This window comes from Thalassobaculum sp. (assembly GCF_965223715.1).
Classification (GTDB): domain Bacteria; phylum Pseudomonadota; class Alphaproteobacteria; order Thalassobaculales; family Thalassobaculaceae; genus Thalassobaculum.
In genome coordinates this window covers 1,576,375-1,593,453 of record NZ_OZ245012.1, presented here as the reverse complement: position 1 = coordinate 1,593,453, position 17,079 = coordinate 1,576,375, and the positions used below count along the sequence as shown (strand labels likewise).

The following is a 17,079-nucleotide window of genomic DNA, read 5'->3' as shown; positions in this document are numbered from 1 at the left end:
TCCCGGATTTAATCCGGGATTGATCCGGGGGCGGGCCGGGACCGAGCTAACTGAGGTGCCCTTCGACACAGTCCGGCTGAAGGCCGGAGCTGCTTAAGGCGAGAGGCGAATAAAATGAGGGCAGAGCGGATGAGGGCAGGGAGCGGGGAAGCAGTCCGGCCGCTTCCCCGCTGTGCCGTCCGGCCTCAGAGGCCCATCGCGTCGATGTCGGCGGCGCTGTGGCGCTCCTCCAGCTTCTCGTTCTCCTCGCCGCGGACCCGATTGACCACGCGGCCGCGCTTCACGCCCTTGCGCTCGGCGATCTCGTTGGTCCAGCGCTGGACGTTCTTGTAGGAGGCGACGTCCAGGAACTCGCCGGCGTCGTAGAGCTTGCCCTGGGCGAGCTGGCCGTACCACGACCAGATGGCGATGTCGGCGATGGTGTACTCGTCGCCGGCGATGTAACGGTTCTCGGCGAGCTGGCGCTCCATCACGTCGAGCTGACGCTTGGTCTCCATGGCGAAGCGGTTGATCGGGTACTCCCAGCGCTCCGGCGCATAGGCGTAGAAATGTCCGAAGCCGCCGCCGAGATACGGCGCGCTGCCCATCTGCCAGAACAGCCAGTTCATCGTCTCGGTGCGCTTGGCCGGATCCTTCGACAGGAAGGCGTCGAACTTCTCCGCCAGATAGAAGAGGATCGAGCCGGATTCGAAGACCCGGATCGGCTTGTCCACGCTGCGGTCGAGCAGGGCCGGGATCTTGGAGTTCGGGTTGACCTCGACGAAGCCGCTGCCGAACTGGTCGCCATCGCCGATCTTGATGATCCAGGCGTCGTATTCCGCACCCTTGTGGCCCAGCGCCAGCAGCTCCTCCAGCATGATGGTGACCTTCACGCCGTTCGGGGTGCCCAGCGAGTAGAGCTGCAGCGGGTGCTCGCCGACCGGGAGCTCCTTGTCATGGGTGGCGCCGGCGATCGGCCGGTTGGTGCTGGCGAAGCGGCCACCGTTCTCCTTGTCCCAAGTCCAGACCTTCGGCGGGGTGTAGGACGGCATGTCGTTCATGGCGGTCTCCGTTGCTGATGTCGTCGGCAGAGGGCTCTGCCCAATGTCCGTTGCGGGCCGGTATCCGTTTCGGGAGCGTGATCCCGGTCCTGGCGATCTGGCCTAGCGGGCGGCGATTACAACCCACAACCCGGCGTCACAGTAGTCACGCTCGCGCATCGGTGTCTGTCCCCGCCGGGGAGAATGAAGCGGCGCGGATCAGAACACGCCCAGAATGAACGCGGTGAAGATGACGTAACGCAGGGTCTTGGCGATGGCGACGAGGATGACGAAGATCCAGAGCGGCTCGCGCATCAGGCCGGCGGCCAGGGTGAGGGGATCGCCGATGAACGGCGCCCAACTCAGCAGCAGCGACCAGTAGCCGTAGCGCTGGTACCAGCGCGACGCCCTGTCGAGTTGCTCCGGCGTTGCCGGAAACCATTTCCGGTCCTTGAACTTCTCGATCTGCAGGCCGATGAGCCAGTTGATCATCGAGCCAAGCGTGTTGCCGAGGCTGGCGACGAGGACCAGGGCGACCACCGAGTAGTCGGTCTTCAGCAGCAGGCCGGTGAGCAGGAACTCGGACTGAATCGGCAGGAACGTGGCCGCTCCCAACGATGTCAGAAACAGGCCGCCATAGGCGACGATGAAACTCATGCAATCCCGCTCCGGTCTTCGACCCATGGCCATATGGAGCGGGATGCCGAGATTTCACCGTCTGGTCTCACGCCGCCGCCCTGACGCCGAGGGTCCGCGCTTCGGTGACCCAACGGCCGATCTTCTCCGGCGAGGCGGTTTTCACCGAGCCGAACTGCACCGCCCGACGGGTCTTCACGCCACAGAACCCCAGGATCTGATTGCGCATGACCCGGCGTCCGGGGCGCCAGTAGATCAGCGTATCGACCAGTGGCGGCGTGTCGGAGGTGATCACCACGTCGGCGGTCTTTCCTGTCAGCAGCCGGTCCCAGGCCAGACCCCGTCGATGGTACTTGTAGGCGAACCCGGGGGTGAGCGCCCGGTCGATCACGGACTTCGCCTTGGTCGGCATCGTGCCCCACCAGCACGGGTGGACGATCAGGATGTGGTCGGCCCAGGCGACGGCCTCCTGCCAGGCGATCAGGTCGGGTTCCAGCGGCGGGGCATCGGCGCCGTAGCCGTCGGTGTTGAGGTCGAAGGTCATGTCGCAGAGATCCATGCGCCGGACCTCGCTGCCGGAGGCCTCCACGCCGTCCTGATAGGCGTCGGCCATGCCCTTGCACAGCGAGTCGGCCTTGGGATGGGCTACCCAGATGAAGATGCGTTTGCTCATGATCGGTTCCCTTTTCGAATTGAAGTTTACATCGTGTAAATTGACACGATGTCAAATATGGATAGATTGACGCCATGTCAAGTGCTGTACCCGATACCCGTGTTCGAATTCTCACCGCCGCCTGGACCCTCCTGGAGGAGGGGGGCGGCCGCGGCGTGCGGATGGTTGATGTGGCCCGTCAGGCGGGCGTCAGCCGTCAGGCGGTCTATCTCCACTTTCCGAGCCGCGCGGAGCTGCTCATCGCCACCACCCGCTTTATCGACGAGGTGAAGGATGTCGAAGGTCGGCTGGCCGAATGCCGGGCGGCGGTCGGCGGGCGGGCCCGGATGGAGGCCTTCATCCGGGCCTGGTGCGGCTATATCCCGGAAGTGCACGGGGTGTGCGGCGCGCTGCTGGCCATGCGCGATAGCGATGCCGAAGCGGCGGCCGCGTGGGACGATCGCATGGCGGCCCTGCGCGAGGGCTGTGCGGCCGTGGTGCACGACCTGGCCGCCGACGGCGACCTGCGCCACGAGCTGGACGCGGAGGAGGCGACCGACCTGCTCTGGACCCTGGTTTCGGTGCGGAACTGGGAGCATCTGACCGGCGACCGCGGCTGGTCGCAGGAGCGCTATGTCTCGGCGATGCAGATGATGGCGCAGCGGGTGCTCTGCGAACGCTAAGCGGACTTCTCCATCAGGGCAGCCTGCCAGGCCGCCTCGCTGCAGTCCCGTGCGCCCCAGGCAAGATCCGGATCGGGAGAGAGGGGCCGCTCGGCCGCCAGTGTCGGCATCAGCCCGAACATCAGCGCGAACCCGGCCCGCCAGGTGAGGTAGCGCAGCGCCTCCTCGGTCATGCCGGGCGTCACGGGGAACCGCTGCACCGACAGGATCGGGCCCGAGTCGACCGGCAGGGTCATGACATGGGCGGTCACCCCATAGGCGCCCACGCCTTCGCGCAGGGCGAATTCCAGCGCGCGCCGGCCGGGATATTCCGGCGGCGCCGGGTGGATGTTCACCGGCTCCAGCGACATGGCATCCAGGTAGCGTTGCGGCACCACCACGTCGCTGTAGAAGGCGACCAGCCGGCCCGGCCAGGGCCGCCCCGCATCGAACGGTTCGAACAGCCGGTCGAGCGCGGCGCGGCTGGAGACGAAGAACACCGTGTTCGGCAACCCGCGCGCCGCCGACAGTGTCGAGATCGCGGCCGCGGAGACCATGTCGGTCAGCAGGGCGATGGGCGCGGCGGTCACGGCGCGGGTTCCACGGAAGCCGGCGTCATGCTCTTGCCACTTGGGCGATGAAGGCTGAGGTCCAGTTCGGCTACAGTGCGCCCCAACAAGCCAAGACGTGGAGGAAACAGATGCCAGCCCTCATCCGACAACATCACGGCCAGACGCCCCGCGTGGCGACCGGCGCCTTCATTGCCGAGACCGCCGTGCTGATCGGCGAGGTCGAGATCGGCGAGGACGCATCGATCTGGTACGGCACGGTCCTGCGCGGCGACGGCAAGTCGATCACGGTCGGTGCCCGCACCAACATCCAGGACGGAACCATCGTCCATATCACCTCCGACCGGTTCGCGACGGTGATCGGCTCGGGCATCACCATCGGCCACGGCGCGATCATCCACGCCTGCACGCTGGAGGATGACAGCTTCGTCGGCATGGGCGCTACTGTCATGGACGGTGCGGTCGTGCAGCGCCACGCCATGGTCGCGGCCGGCGCGCTGGTCACCCCGGGCAAGGTGATCCCGACCGGCGAGCTCTGGGCCGGATCGCCCGCCAAGAAGATGCGCGACCTGACCGAGGCCGATTTCGCCCAGATCCACCGCTCGGCCGAGCACTATTGCGAGCTCGCCCGCACCTACATGGCCGGGCGGTGACCGGCATGGCGCGTCTGATTTATGTCCTCTGCCTCGCCCTGGTGGCCGTTAGCGCGGGGCCGGCTGTCGCCGCCGCATCGGCGGAGAAGGACCGGGTCGTCCTCGTCCGTCTGACGCCGGAGATCCTGGCGCAGTTCGCCGATCCGGACCTGCTGCTGCGCGAGGGGCCGCTCGAGATGTCGAAATACGACGAAACGACCAAGAAGGACGTCACCGTCCCGCCCGTCACCGATTGCGCGACGCTGCGGGCCCTGCAGGACGAGGGCTACTACACCTATACCAGCCAGGGCATGGCCCAGGAGACCGTCGTCTCGGATGTCTGCCGCATGGGCGAGCGCTACCGGGCGGCAAGCTTCGAGGAGACGACGTCGCCGAAGCACACCCTGCACGCGGATGTGCTCGACCTGTGGTCCGCCTGGTTCCAGCTCGCGGTCTCGGCCAATGTGGCCGACGCGGTGGAGGAGGCGGTGAAGCGCGGCGTGTCGCTGGGCGGATTCCGCGAGCCGTCGCTGGAGTCCTGCGGCCCGCGGGCGGTCGAGCGCAAGGACCCATGGACCATCACCGCCGCCAACAAATGCGACGGCCTGTACCTCTCGGTGGTCGGCGAGGAGTACACCGCGTCGGGTAAGATGCGGCCGGTGGTCTTCTATCACCTGAACGCCATCGGCGGCTCGCTGCGCACCGGCGGCTACACGGCGGTCGGCCGGCATCCGGCCACGGGCGTGTGGACGCCGATGCAGTTCCTCGGACGCTAATGCGGGAGCGGACACCTGTCGGGATCAGATATCCCCTGAGGTTCCGGTCGTGCAAGACTGGAGCGGCGCCGTTATCAACCAGCGATCTGGCATTGGGGAGCCAAGGATCATAATGTTTTAACCTGGCTAACAGGGCATGATAGATGGCGGAGAGTTTTCAGTGAAAATAAGTATAGAGGACGCCTTACAAAAAGGAGAAATGGCACGCAAACAGGGGAATTTTCAGTATGCAGAGAAAATATATCGCGCAATATTGCGAGCTAGACCAAATAATTCTGAAGCCAGTCATAATATGGGGTTGTTGCTTCTCTCTATGAGGAGAAAGTCCGAATCATTAAATTTTTTGAGATCTGCAGTTGTATCAAATCCTAGTGTAGATTCGTATTGGAGTAAATATATTCACGTTCTATTGATGGAAAAAAAATTTGAAGAAGCTAAAAAAGTTTCAGAGGAGGCAATAAAGAAAAGTAAAAACACCGGATACTTTCTGCTTCTTTTTGGTATTTCTGTCAGTTTTTCTGAATTAAATAATGCTCGAAACGCAGAATTGTCCCCTGATCAAATTAATATACTTTTAAAAATGTTTAATGAGGGGCTGTATGGCCCAGCGGAGCGTTTTGCCAGAATTTTGACGCTGCTGTCTCCTGATCATTCGTTCAGCTGGCAGGTTCTGGGGGCTATTCAAAAAAAGAAGAAATTAATAGAAGAAGCTTTTAATTTGAATAGGAGGGCTCATATTATTTCACCAAATGATGTGTTAACTAATTTTAATCTCGGTAATACACAGAAAGAGTTAGGATTGATTAAAGAATCAGAAGTCAGTTACTCAAGGGCAATCGCGCTGCGGCCCGATTTCCCAGAATGCCATAATAATCTTGGCGTTATACGCCATAGATCGCGCCAACTCGAAAAGGCTATCGCAAGTCTCCGGCGGGCCATGGTCCTTAACCCTGACTATACGGAAGCCCATAACAATGCAGGCGGTGTGTTTAAAGATCTGGGTCAACTAGAGGAAGCTGAGTGGGTTTTGAGAAAGGCACAAACGATACGACCTAGCTATATTGAGACAATAATAAATTTATCACTTGTGTATCATTATATGAATAAACTGGATAATGCGATATCTATTCTTGAGCAGATTGCCGAAGAATTTAAAAATATTCAATCGTTAAGGGCAAAGGTGTTTCTGGCCATTTATAGTTTTCTTGATGGTGATTTTGATGTCTGTAAAAAATATACTTATCAGACTTCTATAATTAGAAATTATAATTTGCATTATCTTAAAAATGAGGTGGTTTATCAAAGTTACTTGCAGAAACTATTGGATTGGCATGATGAGAACCAATCAAATATGATAGAATATAGCGATATTTCGACTTTATATGTTATTGGAGAGAGCCATGCGCTTGGCAGTCATAAGCTCAGAGTTGAGTATGCTGGGGAAGTCTTCTCGTGCCGTTCCCTGCTAATTATTGGATGCAAGCAGTGGCATTTAGGTAATGGCATCGAAAATCAATACAAGAAGAAATTTAAAGGCCTGATTTATTCTATACCTAAGAAAAGCACTGTTCTTTTAAGTATCGGGGAGATAGATTGCAGAATAGATGGCGGCATATTAAAATATTATGAAGGCAGTATGAACGAGAGAAAACTAGAAAATATAATACGATCAACTGTAATTGATTATTTTAGTTACATTAATAATATAAACTTAGATCGTGAGTATCGAATAATAATCCAAGGGGTACCGTGTCCAAATATGAGTTTATTAGATGTGCCTAGCGATCGAGCGCCCATTTTAATCGATACTGTGAAGATGTTTAATGCTGAGGTGAAGAAACAGTGTGAGAGGAATGGATTCGGTTTTCTCAATGTCCAGAAAATGACCGACAACGGTGTTGGAATATCTAATATGAAATGGCATATCGATGACACGCACCTCTCGCCGAGCGGGATGCTTGAGGCCTGGAGCAAGTATTTGGAGGAACACACATTATCGGAAGTGAGGGGACACCAAGCTTAGCCGAATTGTTATACTTTTATAAATTCGGGACTGATCAGGACCGGTTGCTGCCATCTCAACGGATCCGTCTCTAAGTTAGCCGGGCTCGCGGCGCGGTGATCGGAGGCACCAGCAGGATCGCCGCCAGCACCAGCCCGGAGGCCGCGATCTCCCGCAGACCGACTGCCTCGCCGAAGGCCAGCCAGCCCAGCGCGATCATGGTCGGCAGTTCGATCGCGCCGGCCGCGGCGCTGCGTCCGGGCCCGATCTTCGGGGCCGCTACGGTGTAGAGCATCTGCGGGATCAGCGCGGTCACCAGCCCCATGCCCAGCAGGGTGAGCCACACGCTGCCGTCGCGCGGCAGGAGGGCTGCCGGATCGGTCAGCGCCACCAGCGGGGCGAGACCGATCACGCAGCCGACCATGCCGCAGGCCAGCTTCTCGACGGAGGAGAGGCTTGGCGTCAGGCAGGTCAGCACCACGATGATCAGCGCGAACATGATCGGTGCCGGCAGCGACAGCAGCAGGGACCAGGACGCGGCCGCGCTCACGCCGCCCTCGAAGATCAGCAGGGCGGCTCCCAGGACCAGGGCGCAGCCGGCCCAGGCCCGCAGGGTCGGCGTCTGCCGCGCCAGCAGCCAGGCCAGCAGCAGGGCGAAGACCGGATAGGTCATATAGACCAGCCCGACCATCGCCACCGACTGGGTCTCCAGCGCCTGCAGATAGCTGACCCAGCCGATCCCCATGAGGATGCCGGCGCCGAGCAGCCGCAGGGCGTCACGGCGCTTCTCTCGTGCCAGGGGCAGGAAGGGGAACATCACCAGCGCGCTCGAGGCGTAGCGGAAGAAGCCGATCGACGCCGCCGACATGCCGGCCTCGAGCAGCAGCTTGGCGAACAGCGGCACCATGCCGAAGCTCACACAGGCCAGGGTGACGGTGAGCGTCGCCGTGGCCGGAGTCAGCCGCGGGGCGCGCAAGGGAAGGGGTCGGAGCAAGGTCATGGGCGCAGACATACGCTTGGGCTAGATCGTCGAAAATTTCTAATTATTCATGGTCCGCATGAAATGATTTGATAGCGGCATGAACCCCCGCCTCGGCACGAACCACCTCGCCCTGTTGATCGCGCTGGCGGAGACCGGCAGCGTTGCGGCGGCCGGAAACCGCCTGGGGATCACCCAGTCGGCGGCGTCGCACCGGCTGCGCGAGGCCGAGCGGCGGCTGAACACGCCGCTGGTGCGGCGCAGCTCCTCGGGTGTGACCCTGACCGAGGAGGGCGAGCGGCTGCACGCCTTCGCCGACCGCTTCCTGCGCGAACTGGGCCGTCTGGAGCAGGATATCGAGACCTCCCGGTCCAGCGGCCGCGAGCTGGTCCGGGTCGGCCAGGCGACCTACAGCCGGTATCACTGGTTGCCGGCCTTTCTGGAGTTCCTGGAGCACCGGGATCCGACCCTGTCGTGCGATCTGTCCGTCGGCGCCACCGCGCGGCCGCTCGGCTCGCTCCAGGAGGGCGCGGTCGATGTCAGCGCGGTCTACGGCAAGCCTACCGCCTCCCGCCGGTTCAAGTGGCACTGGCTGGCGAGCGATCCGGTCGTGGCGGTGATGGCGCCGGAGCACCGGCTGGCTGGCGAAGCCTATGTCGACTCGACCATGCTCGCCAACGAGCGGGTGTTCACCTACCCCTTCGCCAGCGATCCCGGTCTGGAGTGGGAGACGCTGATCGGCCCCCCGACGACGCCATACCGGCGTCTGACCATGCTGCCGACGCCGGAGGCTTCCATCGATCTGCTGCGGGCGGGATACGGGGTTGCCCTGTTCAGCCGCTGGGCGGTTCGGCCGGAGCTGGCCGACGGCACCCTGGTTGCCAAGCCGATCGGGCCGGACGGCCTTTCCCTCGACTGGTGGGTGGTGACCCGTTCGGACGATCCGCCGGACGCGCCCTCGAACCGCATGGTGGCGGCCTGGCTCGACTGGGTGGCCTACGGCGAACAGGGCTTCGCCACCCTGTCGTTCGATGCGGCGACAGGTGTCATGCAGGATCCGGAGGCTGACCGGTAACGCGGGTGGTTGCTTTTGCCGTCGACAGAGGCTTGTCTCTGCCGCTCCCCAGCGCAGCAGTCCCATGACCCTCATCGTCTTCTCGATCCTCTGGAAAACCCTCGCCACGGCTTCGGTGATCATCGCCGCCGGCCGGCTGGCCCGCCGGCTCGGGCCGCTGCTGACCTCGGTGCTGATCACCATGCCGTTCAACGCCGGGCCGGGCTTCTTCTTCGTCGCCCTCGATCAGGAGGCGGCCTTCATCGCCGAAGGCGCGCTGATGGCGTTCGGCGTGACCGGCATCATCCTGCTGTACTGCACCGCCTGGGTGCATGCCGCCCGGCATTTCAATTTCGTGGTGACCTCGCTGCTGGGGATCTGCGCCTGGCTCGCCCTGGTGCTGCTGCTGGACCTGCTGCTGCCGTCGCTGCTGGTGGCGGGCTGCTCGGTGGCGCTCGGCGCGGTCGGGGCGCTGGTGCTGCGGCGGCGCGACATTCCCAAGCCGGTCGCCCCGCCCTCGGCCGCCGGCTGGCGCTTCGCCATCGTGCGCGGACTGGCCGCCGGCATCGTGGTCGCGACCGTCGCCACCGCCAGCCCGTGGCTCGGTGCCCACTGGTCCGGGATCCTGCTGGCCTTCCCGACGACGCTGCTGGCCTCTACCTGGATGTTGTGGGGGCATTATGGCCGTGACTTCACCGCCGCGACCATGAACGCCGCCCAGCCATCCCTGGTGGTCTATGCGAGCTTCTGCCTCGCCCTGCACCTGCTGGCCGGCCCGGTCAACGGAGTCGCCGCCGTGCTCATCGCCTTCGTCCTGTCCGGGGTCGTCGCGGGCTTCTATGCCCTGGTCCTGATGAGTCTGTCGCGCCGATAGGTCGCTTGGGCCATTGCCGACGCGCCGGAACCGGTGCTCCAATGCCGCCCTCAGCAATCAATCGAGCCAGGATGCTCCCGGGGGACAGACGATGGGTCACGTGACGACCGACGACGGTGTGAAGCTCTACTTCGAGGAGGTCGGAGAAGGCACGCCGATCGTGTTCGTCCACGAATATGCCGGCGACTGGCGCTCGTGGGAGCCGCAGATGCGCCATTTCGGCCGGCGCTATCGCTGCATCACCTATTCGGCGCGAGGCTACGCCCCGTCCGACATTCCGGAAAGCCCGGAGGCCTATGGCCAGGATCGGGCGCGCGAGGACATCCGCTCGATCCTGGACGGGCTCGGCATCGACGCCGCCCATATCGTCGGCCTCTCCATGGGCGGCTTCGCCACCCTGCATTTCGGCTTCCACTATCCGGATCGGGCCCTGTCCCTGACCGTCGCCGGCTGCGGCTATGGGGCCGATGCCGACCGGCGCGAGCAGTTCCGCCGCGAGACCGAGGCGACGGCCGACCGGATCGCTGCGGAGGGCATGGAGGTGGTGGGCAAGGCCTATGCCATCGGCCCGACCCGCGTGCAGTTCGAGACCAAGGACCCGCGCGGCTGGAAGGAGTTCGAGACCCAGCTCTGCGAGCATTCCACCCTCGGCTCGGCCAACACCATGCGCGGCGTGCAGGCGCGCCGGCCGTCGCTCTACGACCTGGTGGAGCAGATGAACGCGCTCACCGTCCCGACCCTGATCGTCAACGGCGACGAGGACGATCCCTGCCTGGACGTGGGCAACTTCATGAAGCGGATGATCCCGTCCGCCGCCCTGTCGGTGCTGCCGAAGACTGGCCACACCATGAACATCGAGGAGCCGGCCCTGTTCAACGCGGTGGTGGAGGACTTCTTCCACACCGTGGAGTGCGGGCGCTGGACGTTGCGCGACCCGCGCTCGACCACCGGTGCCATCATCACGGCGGGACCGGTCAACGACAAGTAAGGGGAGGCTGCCGACATGGCGGACAAGCTGGAAGGACGGGCGGCGATCGTGACCGGGGCCGCCCGCGGGATCGGCCGGGCGATCTGCGAGGCCTTCGTGGAGGAGGGGGCGGCGGTCTTCGTCGCCGATCTGCATGGCGGCGAGGCCGAGGCCCTGGCCGCGTCCCTGGTGGAGAGCGGCGGCCGGGCCGCCGGCGGCTATTGCGACGTCCGCTCAACCGACAGCGTCCGCGACGTGGTTGAACTGGCCGCGCAGACCTTCGGCGGGCTCGACATCCTGGTGGCCAACGCGGCGACCCTGACCCCCAAGGCGACCATCGAGACCCTGGAGGAGGAGGACTGGACCCAGGCCCTGGCGGTCAACCTCACCGGCGCCTTCCACCTGTGCAAGCACGGCATCCCGCATCTCAAGCGGGCCGGCGGCGGTTCGATCATCCTCACCGCCTCGCAGATGGGCCGCGTCGCCCGAGCCGGGAGCACCACCTACTGCACGACCAAGGGCGCCCTGATCCAGATGGCCAAGGGCATGGCGCTCGACCATGCCGAGGACGGCATCCGTGTAAACACCCTGTCGCCCGGCGGCACCGCCACGGACCGCATGATCTCCCAGTTCGGCACCATGGATGAGGCGGAGAAGCAGTGGGGCCTCGCCATGCATCCGCTCGGCCGCCTCGGCCAGCCTTCGGAGATGGGCCGGGGCGCGGTGTTCCTGGCGAGCGACGATTCCAGCTTCATGACCGGCGCGGATCTGCTGCTCGACGGCGGCTACAGCGCGCGGTGAGGGGCAGCGGTGTAGGGGATCACCCGACGCACACTTTCGTCTTCCCGGCCTTGTGCCGGGACCGAGGGTGACGCAGCCGGAGCGTTGCAGAACATTCTGCGGTGTTCCGGCTGCTCCTGTTCTAGGTCCCGGCGCAAGGCCGGGAAGACCGGGAAGACAGTAATGGAAGCGGGAGATGTTCGTGATATGTTCACATCGTATCTCCCTCCCGCAGGAGCCTCGACGTGAAGCTGTATTCCGGGCCGCTCAGCCTGTTCTCTCGCAAGGTGGAGATCGCGCTCGCCGAGAAGGGCATCGCCCATGACCGGGAGGTTGTGACCTTCAGCCAGTCCACGGGTTACGCCCCGAAGCATCCGGCGGTCCTGGCCGGCAATCCGAAGGGTCAGGTGCCTGTGCTGGTGGACGGCGACCTGACCCTGTTCGATTCCACCGTGATCCTGGAATACCTGGAAGAGGGCTGGCCAGATCCGGCGCTGATGCCGACCGAGCCCAAGGCAAGGGCGCGCTGCCGCCTGCTGGAGCTCACCGCCGACGAGATCCTGCTGAAGCCGCTGTCGCGGCTGATGTTCCGCACCGAACCGGCCCGATCGGACCCGGCCGAGGAGGCAAAGCTGGAAGCAGCGGCCGCCGTAGCGGAGGACGACCTGCTTGCGCTCTATCGGGGACTGGCGCGTGACCTGCGCGGGGACTGGTTCTGCGAGCGGTACTCGATGGCCGACATCGCGCTGTTCATGAGCGTGCATTACGGGGGGCGGCTGGGCGCGCCGTCCTTGGACAGCCTTCCGGCTCTGGCGCTATGGTACTGGCGGATGCTTGAGCGGCCCGCCGTCGCCTCGGTGGTGGCCGAGATCGACGAGGCGGACCGCCGGCTGTCGCGGCCGGTGACGAGGAGGATGTGATGGGTGAGAGGCTGCCGATCCTGGAGCAGCGCCGTATCGAGGCGGAGGTGATCAAGCCGATCTACGAGGAGATGGTTGCCCAGCTCGGCAAGGTACAGGCCCAGGACATCCTTGACGCCGCGATCCGCAAGGCGGCGATCGCCCAGGGCCAGAGCTTCGCCGCCGAGGCGGAGGGCGGTACGAACCTGGAGACCTTCGCCGACATCCAGAAGCATTGGACCGCGAGCGGGGCGCTCGAGATCGAGCCGGTCGACCGCACACCGCAGACCCTGGACTTCAACGTGACCCGCTGCCGGTACTCCGAAATGTACAAGGCGATGGGGCTCGGCGAGATCGGCCACCTGCTGTCTTGCAACCGCGACGGCACCTTCTGCGAGGGCTACGACCCACGCATCAAGCTGGAACGCACCCAGACCCTGATGGGCGGGGCGAGTCACTGCGACTTCCGGTATACGTTCGAGGAGTAGGCCCTTCGACACGTGCCTGCGAGGCTGGTCAGGGCGAGGTCATTATTAATGCGGTCGTCATCCCGGCGATCACCGGACTCGATCCGGAGATCGGCCGGGACCCGGATCCGATAGGGTCACCCGGTCCCGGATCAGGTCCGGGAGCGTCCGGGATGACAACCATAAGAGAATCGAGAGGACATCATCCTGACCAGCCCCGCAGGGCCGTGTCGAAGGGCCGGGGGAGGGGCTAAGCCACCCGCTCGCCGTCGACCCACACGCCGCGCACCACCGGCCGGCCGCGGACCAGGCGCACCCGGATCAGGTCGGCACGCTTGCCCGGCTCCAACACCCCGCGATCATGCAGTCCCGCATGGCGTGCCGGGGTGGCGGTCACCGTCGCCACTGCCCGCGGCACGTCCCAGCCCGCCACATGCTCCACCAGCGAGAACGCGCCGTGCAGCATGCTCGCCGGGACGTAGTCCGACGAGATGATGTCCAGCAGCCCGGCCGCCGCCAGGTCGCGGGCGGTGATGTTGCCGTAGGACGACCGGCCCCGGACCAGGTTCGGCCCGCCCATCAGCACGGCCAGGCCATGGGCACGGCAGGCCTCGGCCGCCACCCGCGTGGTCGGGAACTCGGCGATGGAACAGCCGATCTCGGCCGATTCCCGGACATGATCCTCGGTCTCGTCGTCATGGCTGGCGAGGCTGATGCCGCGGTCCCGCGCCCATTGGGCGACGGCACGGCGCTGGCGCGGGCCGTGGTCGCGCGAGGCCGCCGTCAGCCGGTCATAGGCGTCGGCGATCTCCTGCTCGCTCTGGCCGTCGACCTCGCGGCGCAGCCGGCGCCAGACCTCGATATCGGCGGTCTGCCGCTGGCCCGGCGCGTGGTCCATCAGCGACACCAGGCCGACCAGCGCGTTGTCGTCATGCTCGGAGAGCTGGTCCAGCACCTCCTCGCCGATCACCTCGCAGCGCAGGTGGATCCGGTGGTCGGCCCGCAGCATGCCGGCCTCGCGCGCCTCGATCACGCCCTCGATGATCGGCCCCACATGGGCGGCCCGCAGCTCGCCCTTCTCGGTCAGGCCCAGGCACAGCGAATCGTAGACCGTGGTGATGCCGGAGGTGGCGATATGGCCGTCATGGGCGACCGCGGCCGAGACCGCGTCCCAGTACACCTGGGCGCGCGGCTGGAAATGCTTCTCGATATTGTCGGTATGCAGCTCGACCAGACCCGGCAGCAGGTAGTCGCCCTCACAGTCCACCGCGTCCGGCGGGGCGGCGGCGCTGTCGTCGACGGCGGCGATCAGGGTGTCCTCCACCGACAGGGTACCGTCGATCACGGCATCGGGCAGGACGATCCGGGCGTTCTTGAAGGCGAGGGACATGGCGGGAGCTTGTACGGCCGTTGGGATGACTCGAGTAGGCGGCGAGGGTCGCGCGGGCAAGTTACCTTTATGTGTCGGCCCTGGACAGGAACCCTTGCGTCGCACCGCCAAGTTCCGTATATACCGCGCTCCGCTGCGGGGGTGCCCGCGGCACCGTGTTTCTATTGGAGTGCGAACGATGGCGGTTCCCAAGCGTAAAACTTCCCCGTCCAAGCGGGGCATGCGCCGGGCGCACGACAAGCTGACGTCCGATGCCTATGTCGAGAGCCCGGACACCGGCGAGCTGCACCGGCCGCACCACATCGATCTGAAGACCGGCATGTACCGCGGTCGTCAGGTCCTGAAGGTGAAGGAGCGGGTCTGATCCCGATCCGGCGGCATTCCCAGAATGCCGCAGAGACTTTGAACGAGCCCCGATGTGCTGCATCGGGGCTTTTTCGTGTCCGCGCTCCGGCCGTATGGTTGCGCCATGAAACCCTATGACGACGGGGTGATCCGCCTGGAGGATCACGGCGACGGGATCTGGCGGATCGAGGAACTGTTCGCGATTCCTTCGGCCCGGGGGGCCATCTGGGTGGTGGACGGGCGCGACCGGCGGTTGGTGATCGATGCCGGCTGGGGGCTGGTGCCCCTGCGCGAACGCCTTCCGGCCCTGTTCGACCGTCCCATCGTCGCCGTGGCCAGCCACACCCATTTCGACCATATCGGCGGCCTGCACCAGTTCGCCGAGCGGCTGGTCCATCCGTTGGAAGCGCCGATCCTGGCCGAGCCCGGGCAGGAGGCGACCCAGATCCTGCCGTACCTGGAGGAGTATCCCGAATCGCTGGCCTTCGATCCGGCCGGGAAGGGTTTCACGGCCCGCGACTGGCACATTCCGCCGGCACCGGCCACCGGCTTGGTCGAGGACGGGCAGGTGATCGAGCTGGGCGGGCGGCAGATCGTGTGCCTTCACACCCCCGGCCATTCGCCGGGCCATCTCTGTTTCTACGAAGAGACGACGCGCACCCTGTTCCCGGTCGATCTGGTCTATAAGGGCGAGATTCTCGACGATATTCCCGGGGCCGATATCGGCGATCTGCTGGAGAGCCACCGGCGTCTTCTCACCCTCGACGTCGAGCGGGTATTGCCGGGGCATTTCGCGCCGTTCGATGGCCGTCGCCTGCGAGAGTTGATCGACACATATCGACACAACAGGGGCGCCTGACAAAGACGGGGCGGCCATGCTCTGCTGAGCGTTGTGACCGGGGCTGCGGGCGTGTAGGACTGTTCCCGTACTTGCACGAAGGGCGGCGCTGTAATGGCCATTACACTGGAAACCGGCAATTTTCTGCTCCTGCTGGTCCAGGCGGTTCTCTATTTCTGCGTGATGAGCTCCCTGTTCTGGGCGCGCCGCCGGGTCGGACTCGGCGTCTTCCTCTGCGCGCTCGGCGTCATGCACTTCCTGGAGACCTATCTGGCGGCGGTGTTCTACATCCAGCTGCCCTTCGGGATCATCTCGCCGGGCTCGACCGTGCTGTTCTCCGGCAAACTGCTCATGATCCTCCTGCTCTACATCAAGGAGGATGCGGCCACCGTGCGCCAGCCGATCTACGGCCTGTTGATCGGCAACTTCCTGATCGTCGGTCTGGTGGTGCTTCTGCGCAACCACGAGGTCGTGCCCGCCGTGCCCGGCCGCGAGCCGAACATCGCCTTCGTGGACGAAATGGGCTGGCTGATGGTCTGGGGAACCACGCTGCTGTTCCTCGACGCCATCGGTGTCATCCTGCTCTATGAACATCTCGGCCGCTGGCTGCGCAACCATCAGCTTGCCCGCATCTTCCTCGCCTCGGCGGCGATGCTGACCTTCGACCAGTTCGGTTTCTTCCTTGCCCTGCACTACGTGGCCGGTGCGCCCTGGCACGTGCTGTACGGGGGCTGGGCGGCGAAGATGGGCGCGGCTGTGATCTTCAGCCTCATGGTCGTCACTTATCTGCGCCTGGTCGAACGTCGGACCCGGGATCTGGCGCCAGCCCAGCTCTCCGACGTCTTCGACACGCTGACCTATCGCGAGCGCTATCTCGACCTGCTGGGCGAGACCGGCCGGGACCGTCTGACCGGGGCGTTGGACCGGGGGCGATTCGATTCCATGGGGGAAGATCTGGTCGGGCCGACGCTGGCCATCGGTGAGCCCGTGAGCCTGCTGGCCATCGACGTGGACGGCCTGGGCCGGATCAATGAGGGCGAGGGGCGGCCAGCCGGCGATCGCATCCTGCGCGATCTGACGCGGTTGCTGATCAGCACCACGGGCGACGGCCGCTGCCACCTGTTCCGCCATGGCGGCGGCACCTTCGCCATGGTGGGGCAGGGGCTGGATCACCCGACCGCGGTGGATCTGGCTGAACTGCTGCGCCGCACGACCGCCCGGGCCGAGATGTCCGAGCGGGGGGCGATCGTGACGGTCAGCGTCGGCGTGGCCACCGCGCCGGAGGACGGCCGGGACCTGTACCGGACCTTCGCCGTCGCCGAGTCCCGACTGCGCGAGGCCAAGGCCGCCGGCAAGGACCGGGTGGTCGGCCGCGACGGCGTGGTCCGGGGCTAGCCCGGAAGACCACGGCTGGGGGAGCCACCGGTGCGGGAGGCATTGCCCGCAGGATTGCTGAATACGTCAGAAGTCTTGGAGTGTTAACGGAGCGGACCGCCGGTCTCCCGGCGGCCCGTCAATCCGGGAAGAACGAGCGCGGT

19 protein-coding genes are annotated in these 17,079 nt (G+C 64.3%); 13 read left to right on the top strand and 6 right to left on the bottom strand.

The genetic code is table 11. The features are described from left to right. Window positions 1-185 precede the first annotated feature (185 nt). The 3 genes from yghU to ACOQOP_RS07440 form a co-directional block, all read right to left on the bottom strand. Window positions 186-1,040: a glutathione-dependent disulfide-bond oxidoreductase gene (yghU, locus tag ACOQOP_RS07450; RefSeq protein WP_420565689.1), complete on the bottom strand. Its 855-nt coding sequence runs from the start codon at window positions 1,038-1,040 to the stop codon at window positions 186-188. A 198-nt stretch (window positions 1,041-1,238) separates the two neighbouring features. Further along, window positions 1,239-1,676 carry a YqaA family protein gene (locus ACOQOP_RS07445; RefSeq protein ID WP_420565688.1) on the bottom strand — a complete coding sequence of 146 codons (438 nt, stop codon included), beginning with the start codon at window positions 1,674-1,676 and terminating at the stop codon, window positions 1,239-1,241. Between the two features lie 67 nt (window positions 1,677-1,743). Next, window positions 1,744-2,328 carry an NAD(P)H-dependent oxidoreductase gene (locus ACOQOP_RS07440; protein ID WP_420565687.1) on the bottom strand — a complete coding sequence of 195 codons (585 nt, stop codon included), beginning with the start codon at window positions 2,326-2,328 and terminating at the stop codon, window positions 1,744-1,746. A gap of 74 nt (window positions 2,329-2,402) precedes the next feature. On the opposite strand from ACOQOP_RS07440, the gene ACOQOP_RS07435 reads away from it, so the two are divergent. Continuing rightward, complete coding sequence (locus tag ACOQOP_RS07435; RefSeq protein WP_420565686.1) at window positions 2,403-2,990, top strand: TetR/AcrR family transcriptional regulator; 588 nt, start codon at window positions 2,403-2,405, stop codon at window positions 2,988-2,990. Here the strand turns inward: ACOQOP_RS07435 and ACOQOP_RS07430 are convergent. After that, window positions 2,987-3,559 carry a formyltransferase family protein gene (locus tag ACOQOP_RS07430; protein WP_420565685.1) on the bottom strand — a complete coding sequence of 191 codons (573 nt, stop codon included), beginning with the start codon at window positions 3,557-3,559 and terminating at the stop codon, window positions 2,987-2,989. The two genes, ACOQOP_RS07435 and ACOQOP_RS07430, sit on opposite strands and share 4 nt — an antisense overlap. A 110-nt stretch (window positions 3,560-3,669) precedes the next feature. Here ACOQOP_RS07430 and ACOQOP_RS07425 point away from each other — a divergent pair, with 110 nt between their 5' ends. From ACOQOP_RS07425 to ACOQOP_RS07415, 3 genes are all read left to right on the top strand, one after another. Continuing rightward, on the top strand, window positions 3,670-4,191 hold the full coding sequence (locus ACOQOP_RS07425) for a gamma carbonic anhydrase family protein (protein ID WP_420565684.1): 522 nt from the start codon (window positions 3,670-3,672) through the stop codon (window positions 4,189-4,191). A gap of 5 nt (window positions 4,192-4,196) precedes the next feature. Next, window positions 4,197-4,946: a hypothetical protein gene (locus ACOQOP_RS07420; RefSeq protein ID WP_420565683.1), complete on the top strand. Its 750-nt coding sequence runs from the start codon at window positions 4,197-4,199 to the stop codon at window positions 4,944-4,946. A gap of 136 nt (window positions 4,947-5,082) precedes the next feature. Next, the gene (locus tag ACOQOP_RS07415; RefSeq protein ID WP_420565682.1) at window positions 5,083-6,969 is read left to right on the top strand and encodes a tetratricopeptide repeat protein; all 1,887 of its coding nucleotides are present in this window, start codon (window positions 5,083-5,085) and stop codon (window positions 6,967-6,969) included. A 70-nt stretch (window positions 6,970-7,039) separates the two neighbouring features. On the opposite strand, the gene ACOQOP_RS07410 is transcribed toward ACOQOP_RS07415, so the two are convergent. Further along, window positions 7,040-7,948 (bottom strand): DMT family transporter, encoded by a 909-nt coding sequence (locus ACOQOP_RS07410; RefSeq protein WP_420565681.1) that lies wholly within the window; start codon window positions 7,946-7,948, stop codon window positions 7,040-7,042. A 79-nt stretch (window positions 7,949-8,027) separates the two neighbouring features. Here ACOQOP_RS07410 and ACOQOP_RS07405 point away from each other — a divergent pair, with 79 nt between their 5' ends. The 6 genes from ACOQOP_RS07405 to ACOQOP_RS07380 all read left to right on the top strand — a co-directional run bounded on the left by ACOQOP_RS07405 (window position 8,028) and on the right by ACOQOP_RS07380 (window position 12,989). Further along, window positions 8,028-9,002 (top strand): LysR family transcriptional regulator, encoded by a 975-nt coding sequence (locus tag ACOQOP_RS07405; protein ID WP_420565680.1) that lies wholly within the window; start codon window positions 8,028-8,030, stop codon window positions 9,000-9,002. A 64-nt stretch (window positions 9,003-9,066) separates the two neighbouring features. Continuing rightward, window positions 9,067-9,855: a hypothetical protein gene (locus ACOQOP_RS07400; RefSeq protein ID WP_420565679.1), complete on the top strand. Its 789-nt coding sequence runs from the start codon at window positions 9,067-9,069 to the stop codon at window positions 9,853-9,855. A gap of 100 nt (window positions 9,856-9,955) precedes the next feature. Continuing rightward, window positions 9,956-10,843: an alpha/beta fold hydrolase gene (locus ACOQOP_RS07395; RefSeq protein ID WP_420565678.1), complete on the top strand. Its 888-nt coding sequence runs from the start codon at window positions 9,956-9,958 to the stop codon at window positions 10,841-10,843. A 15-nt stretch (window positions 10,844-10,858) separates the two neighbouring features. Next, entirely contained in the window at window positions 10,859-11,623 is a 765-nt protein-coding gene (locus tag ACOQOP_RS07390) for an SDR family NAD(P)-dependent oxidoreductase (RefSeq protein ID WP_420565677.1), read from the top strand. 224 nt (window positions 11,624-11,847) lie between these two features. Next, the gene (locus ACOQOP_RS07385) at window positions 11,848-12,522 is read left to right on the top strand and encodes a glutathione S-transferase family protein (RefSeq protein WP_420565676.1); all 675 of its coding nucleotides are present in this window, start codon (window positions 11,848-11,850) and stop codon (window positions 12,520-12,522) included. Continuing rightward, complete coding sequence (locus ACOQOP_RS07380; protein WP_420565675.1) at window positions 12,522-12,989, top strand: L-2-amino-thiazoline-4-carboxylic acid hydrolase; 468 nt, start codon at window positions 12,522-12,524, stop codon at window positions 12,987-12,989. Before ACOQOP_RS07385 ends, ACOQOP_RS07380 begins: the two co-directional genes overlap by 1 nt. Window positions 12,990-13,218: 229 nt before the next feature. Here ACOQOP_RS07380 and ACOQOP_RS07375 read toward each other — a convergent pair whose 3' ends face one another. After that, on the bottom strand, window positions 13,219-14,358 hold the full coding sequence (locus tag ACOQOP_RS07375) for an alpha-D-ribose 1-methylphosphonate 5-triphosphate diphosphatase (protein WP_420565674.1): 1,140 nt from the start codon (window positions 14,356-14,358) through the stop codon (window positions 13,219-13,221). A 178-nt stretch (window positions 14,359-14,536) separates the two neighbouring features. Here ACOQOP_RS07375 and rpmF point away from each other — a divergent pair, with 178 nt between their 5' ends. The 3 genes from rpmF (at window position 14,537) to ACOQOP_RS07360 (ending at window position 16,936) form a co-directional block, all read left to right on the top strand. Further along, window positions 14,537-14,722 (top strand): 50S ribosomal protein L32, encoded by a 186-nt coding sequence (rpmF, locus tag ACOQOP_RS07370; RefSeq protein ID WP_420565673.1) that lies wholly within the window; start codon window positions 14,537-14,539, stop codon window positions 14,720-14,722. Between the two features lie 105 nt (window positions 14,723-14,827). Further along, window positions 14,828-15,562: an MBL fold metallo-hydrolase gene (locus tag ACOQOP_RS07365; RefSeq protein ID WP_420565672.1), complete on the top strand. Its 735-nt coding sequence runs from the start codon at window positions 14,828-14,830 to the stop codon at window positions 15,560-15,562. A 93-nt stretch (window positions 15,563-15,655) separates the two neighbouring features. Further along, window positions 15,656-16,936 carry a GGDEF domain-containing protein gene (locus ACOQOP_RS07360; protein ID WP_420565671.1) on the top strand — a complete coding sequence of 427 codons (1,281 nt, stop codon included), beginning with the start codon at window positions 15,656-15,658 and terminating at the stop codon, window positions 16,934-16,936. The last annotated feature ends 143 nt before the right edge of the window (window positions 16,937-17,079 follow it).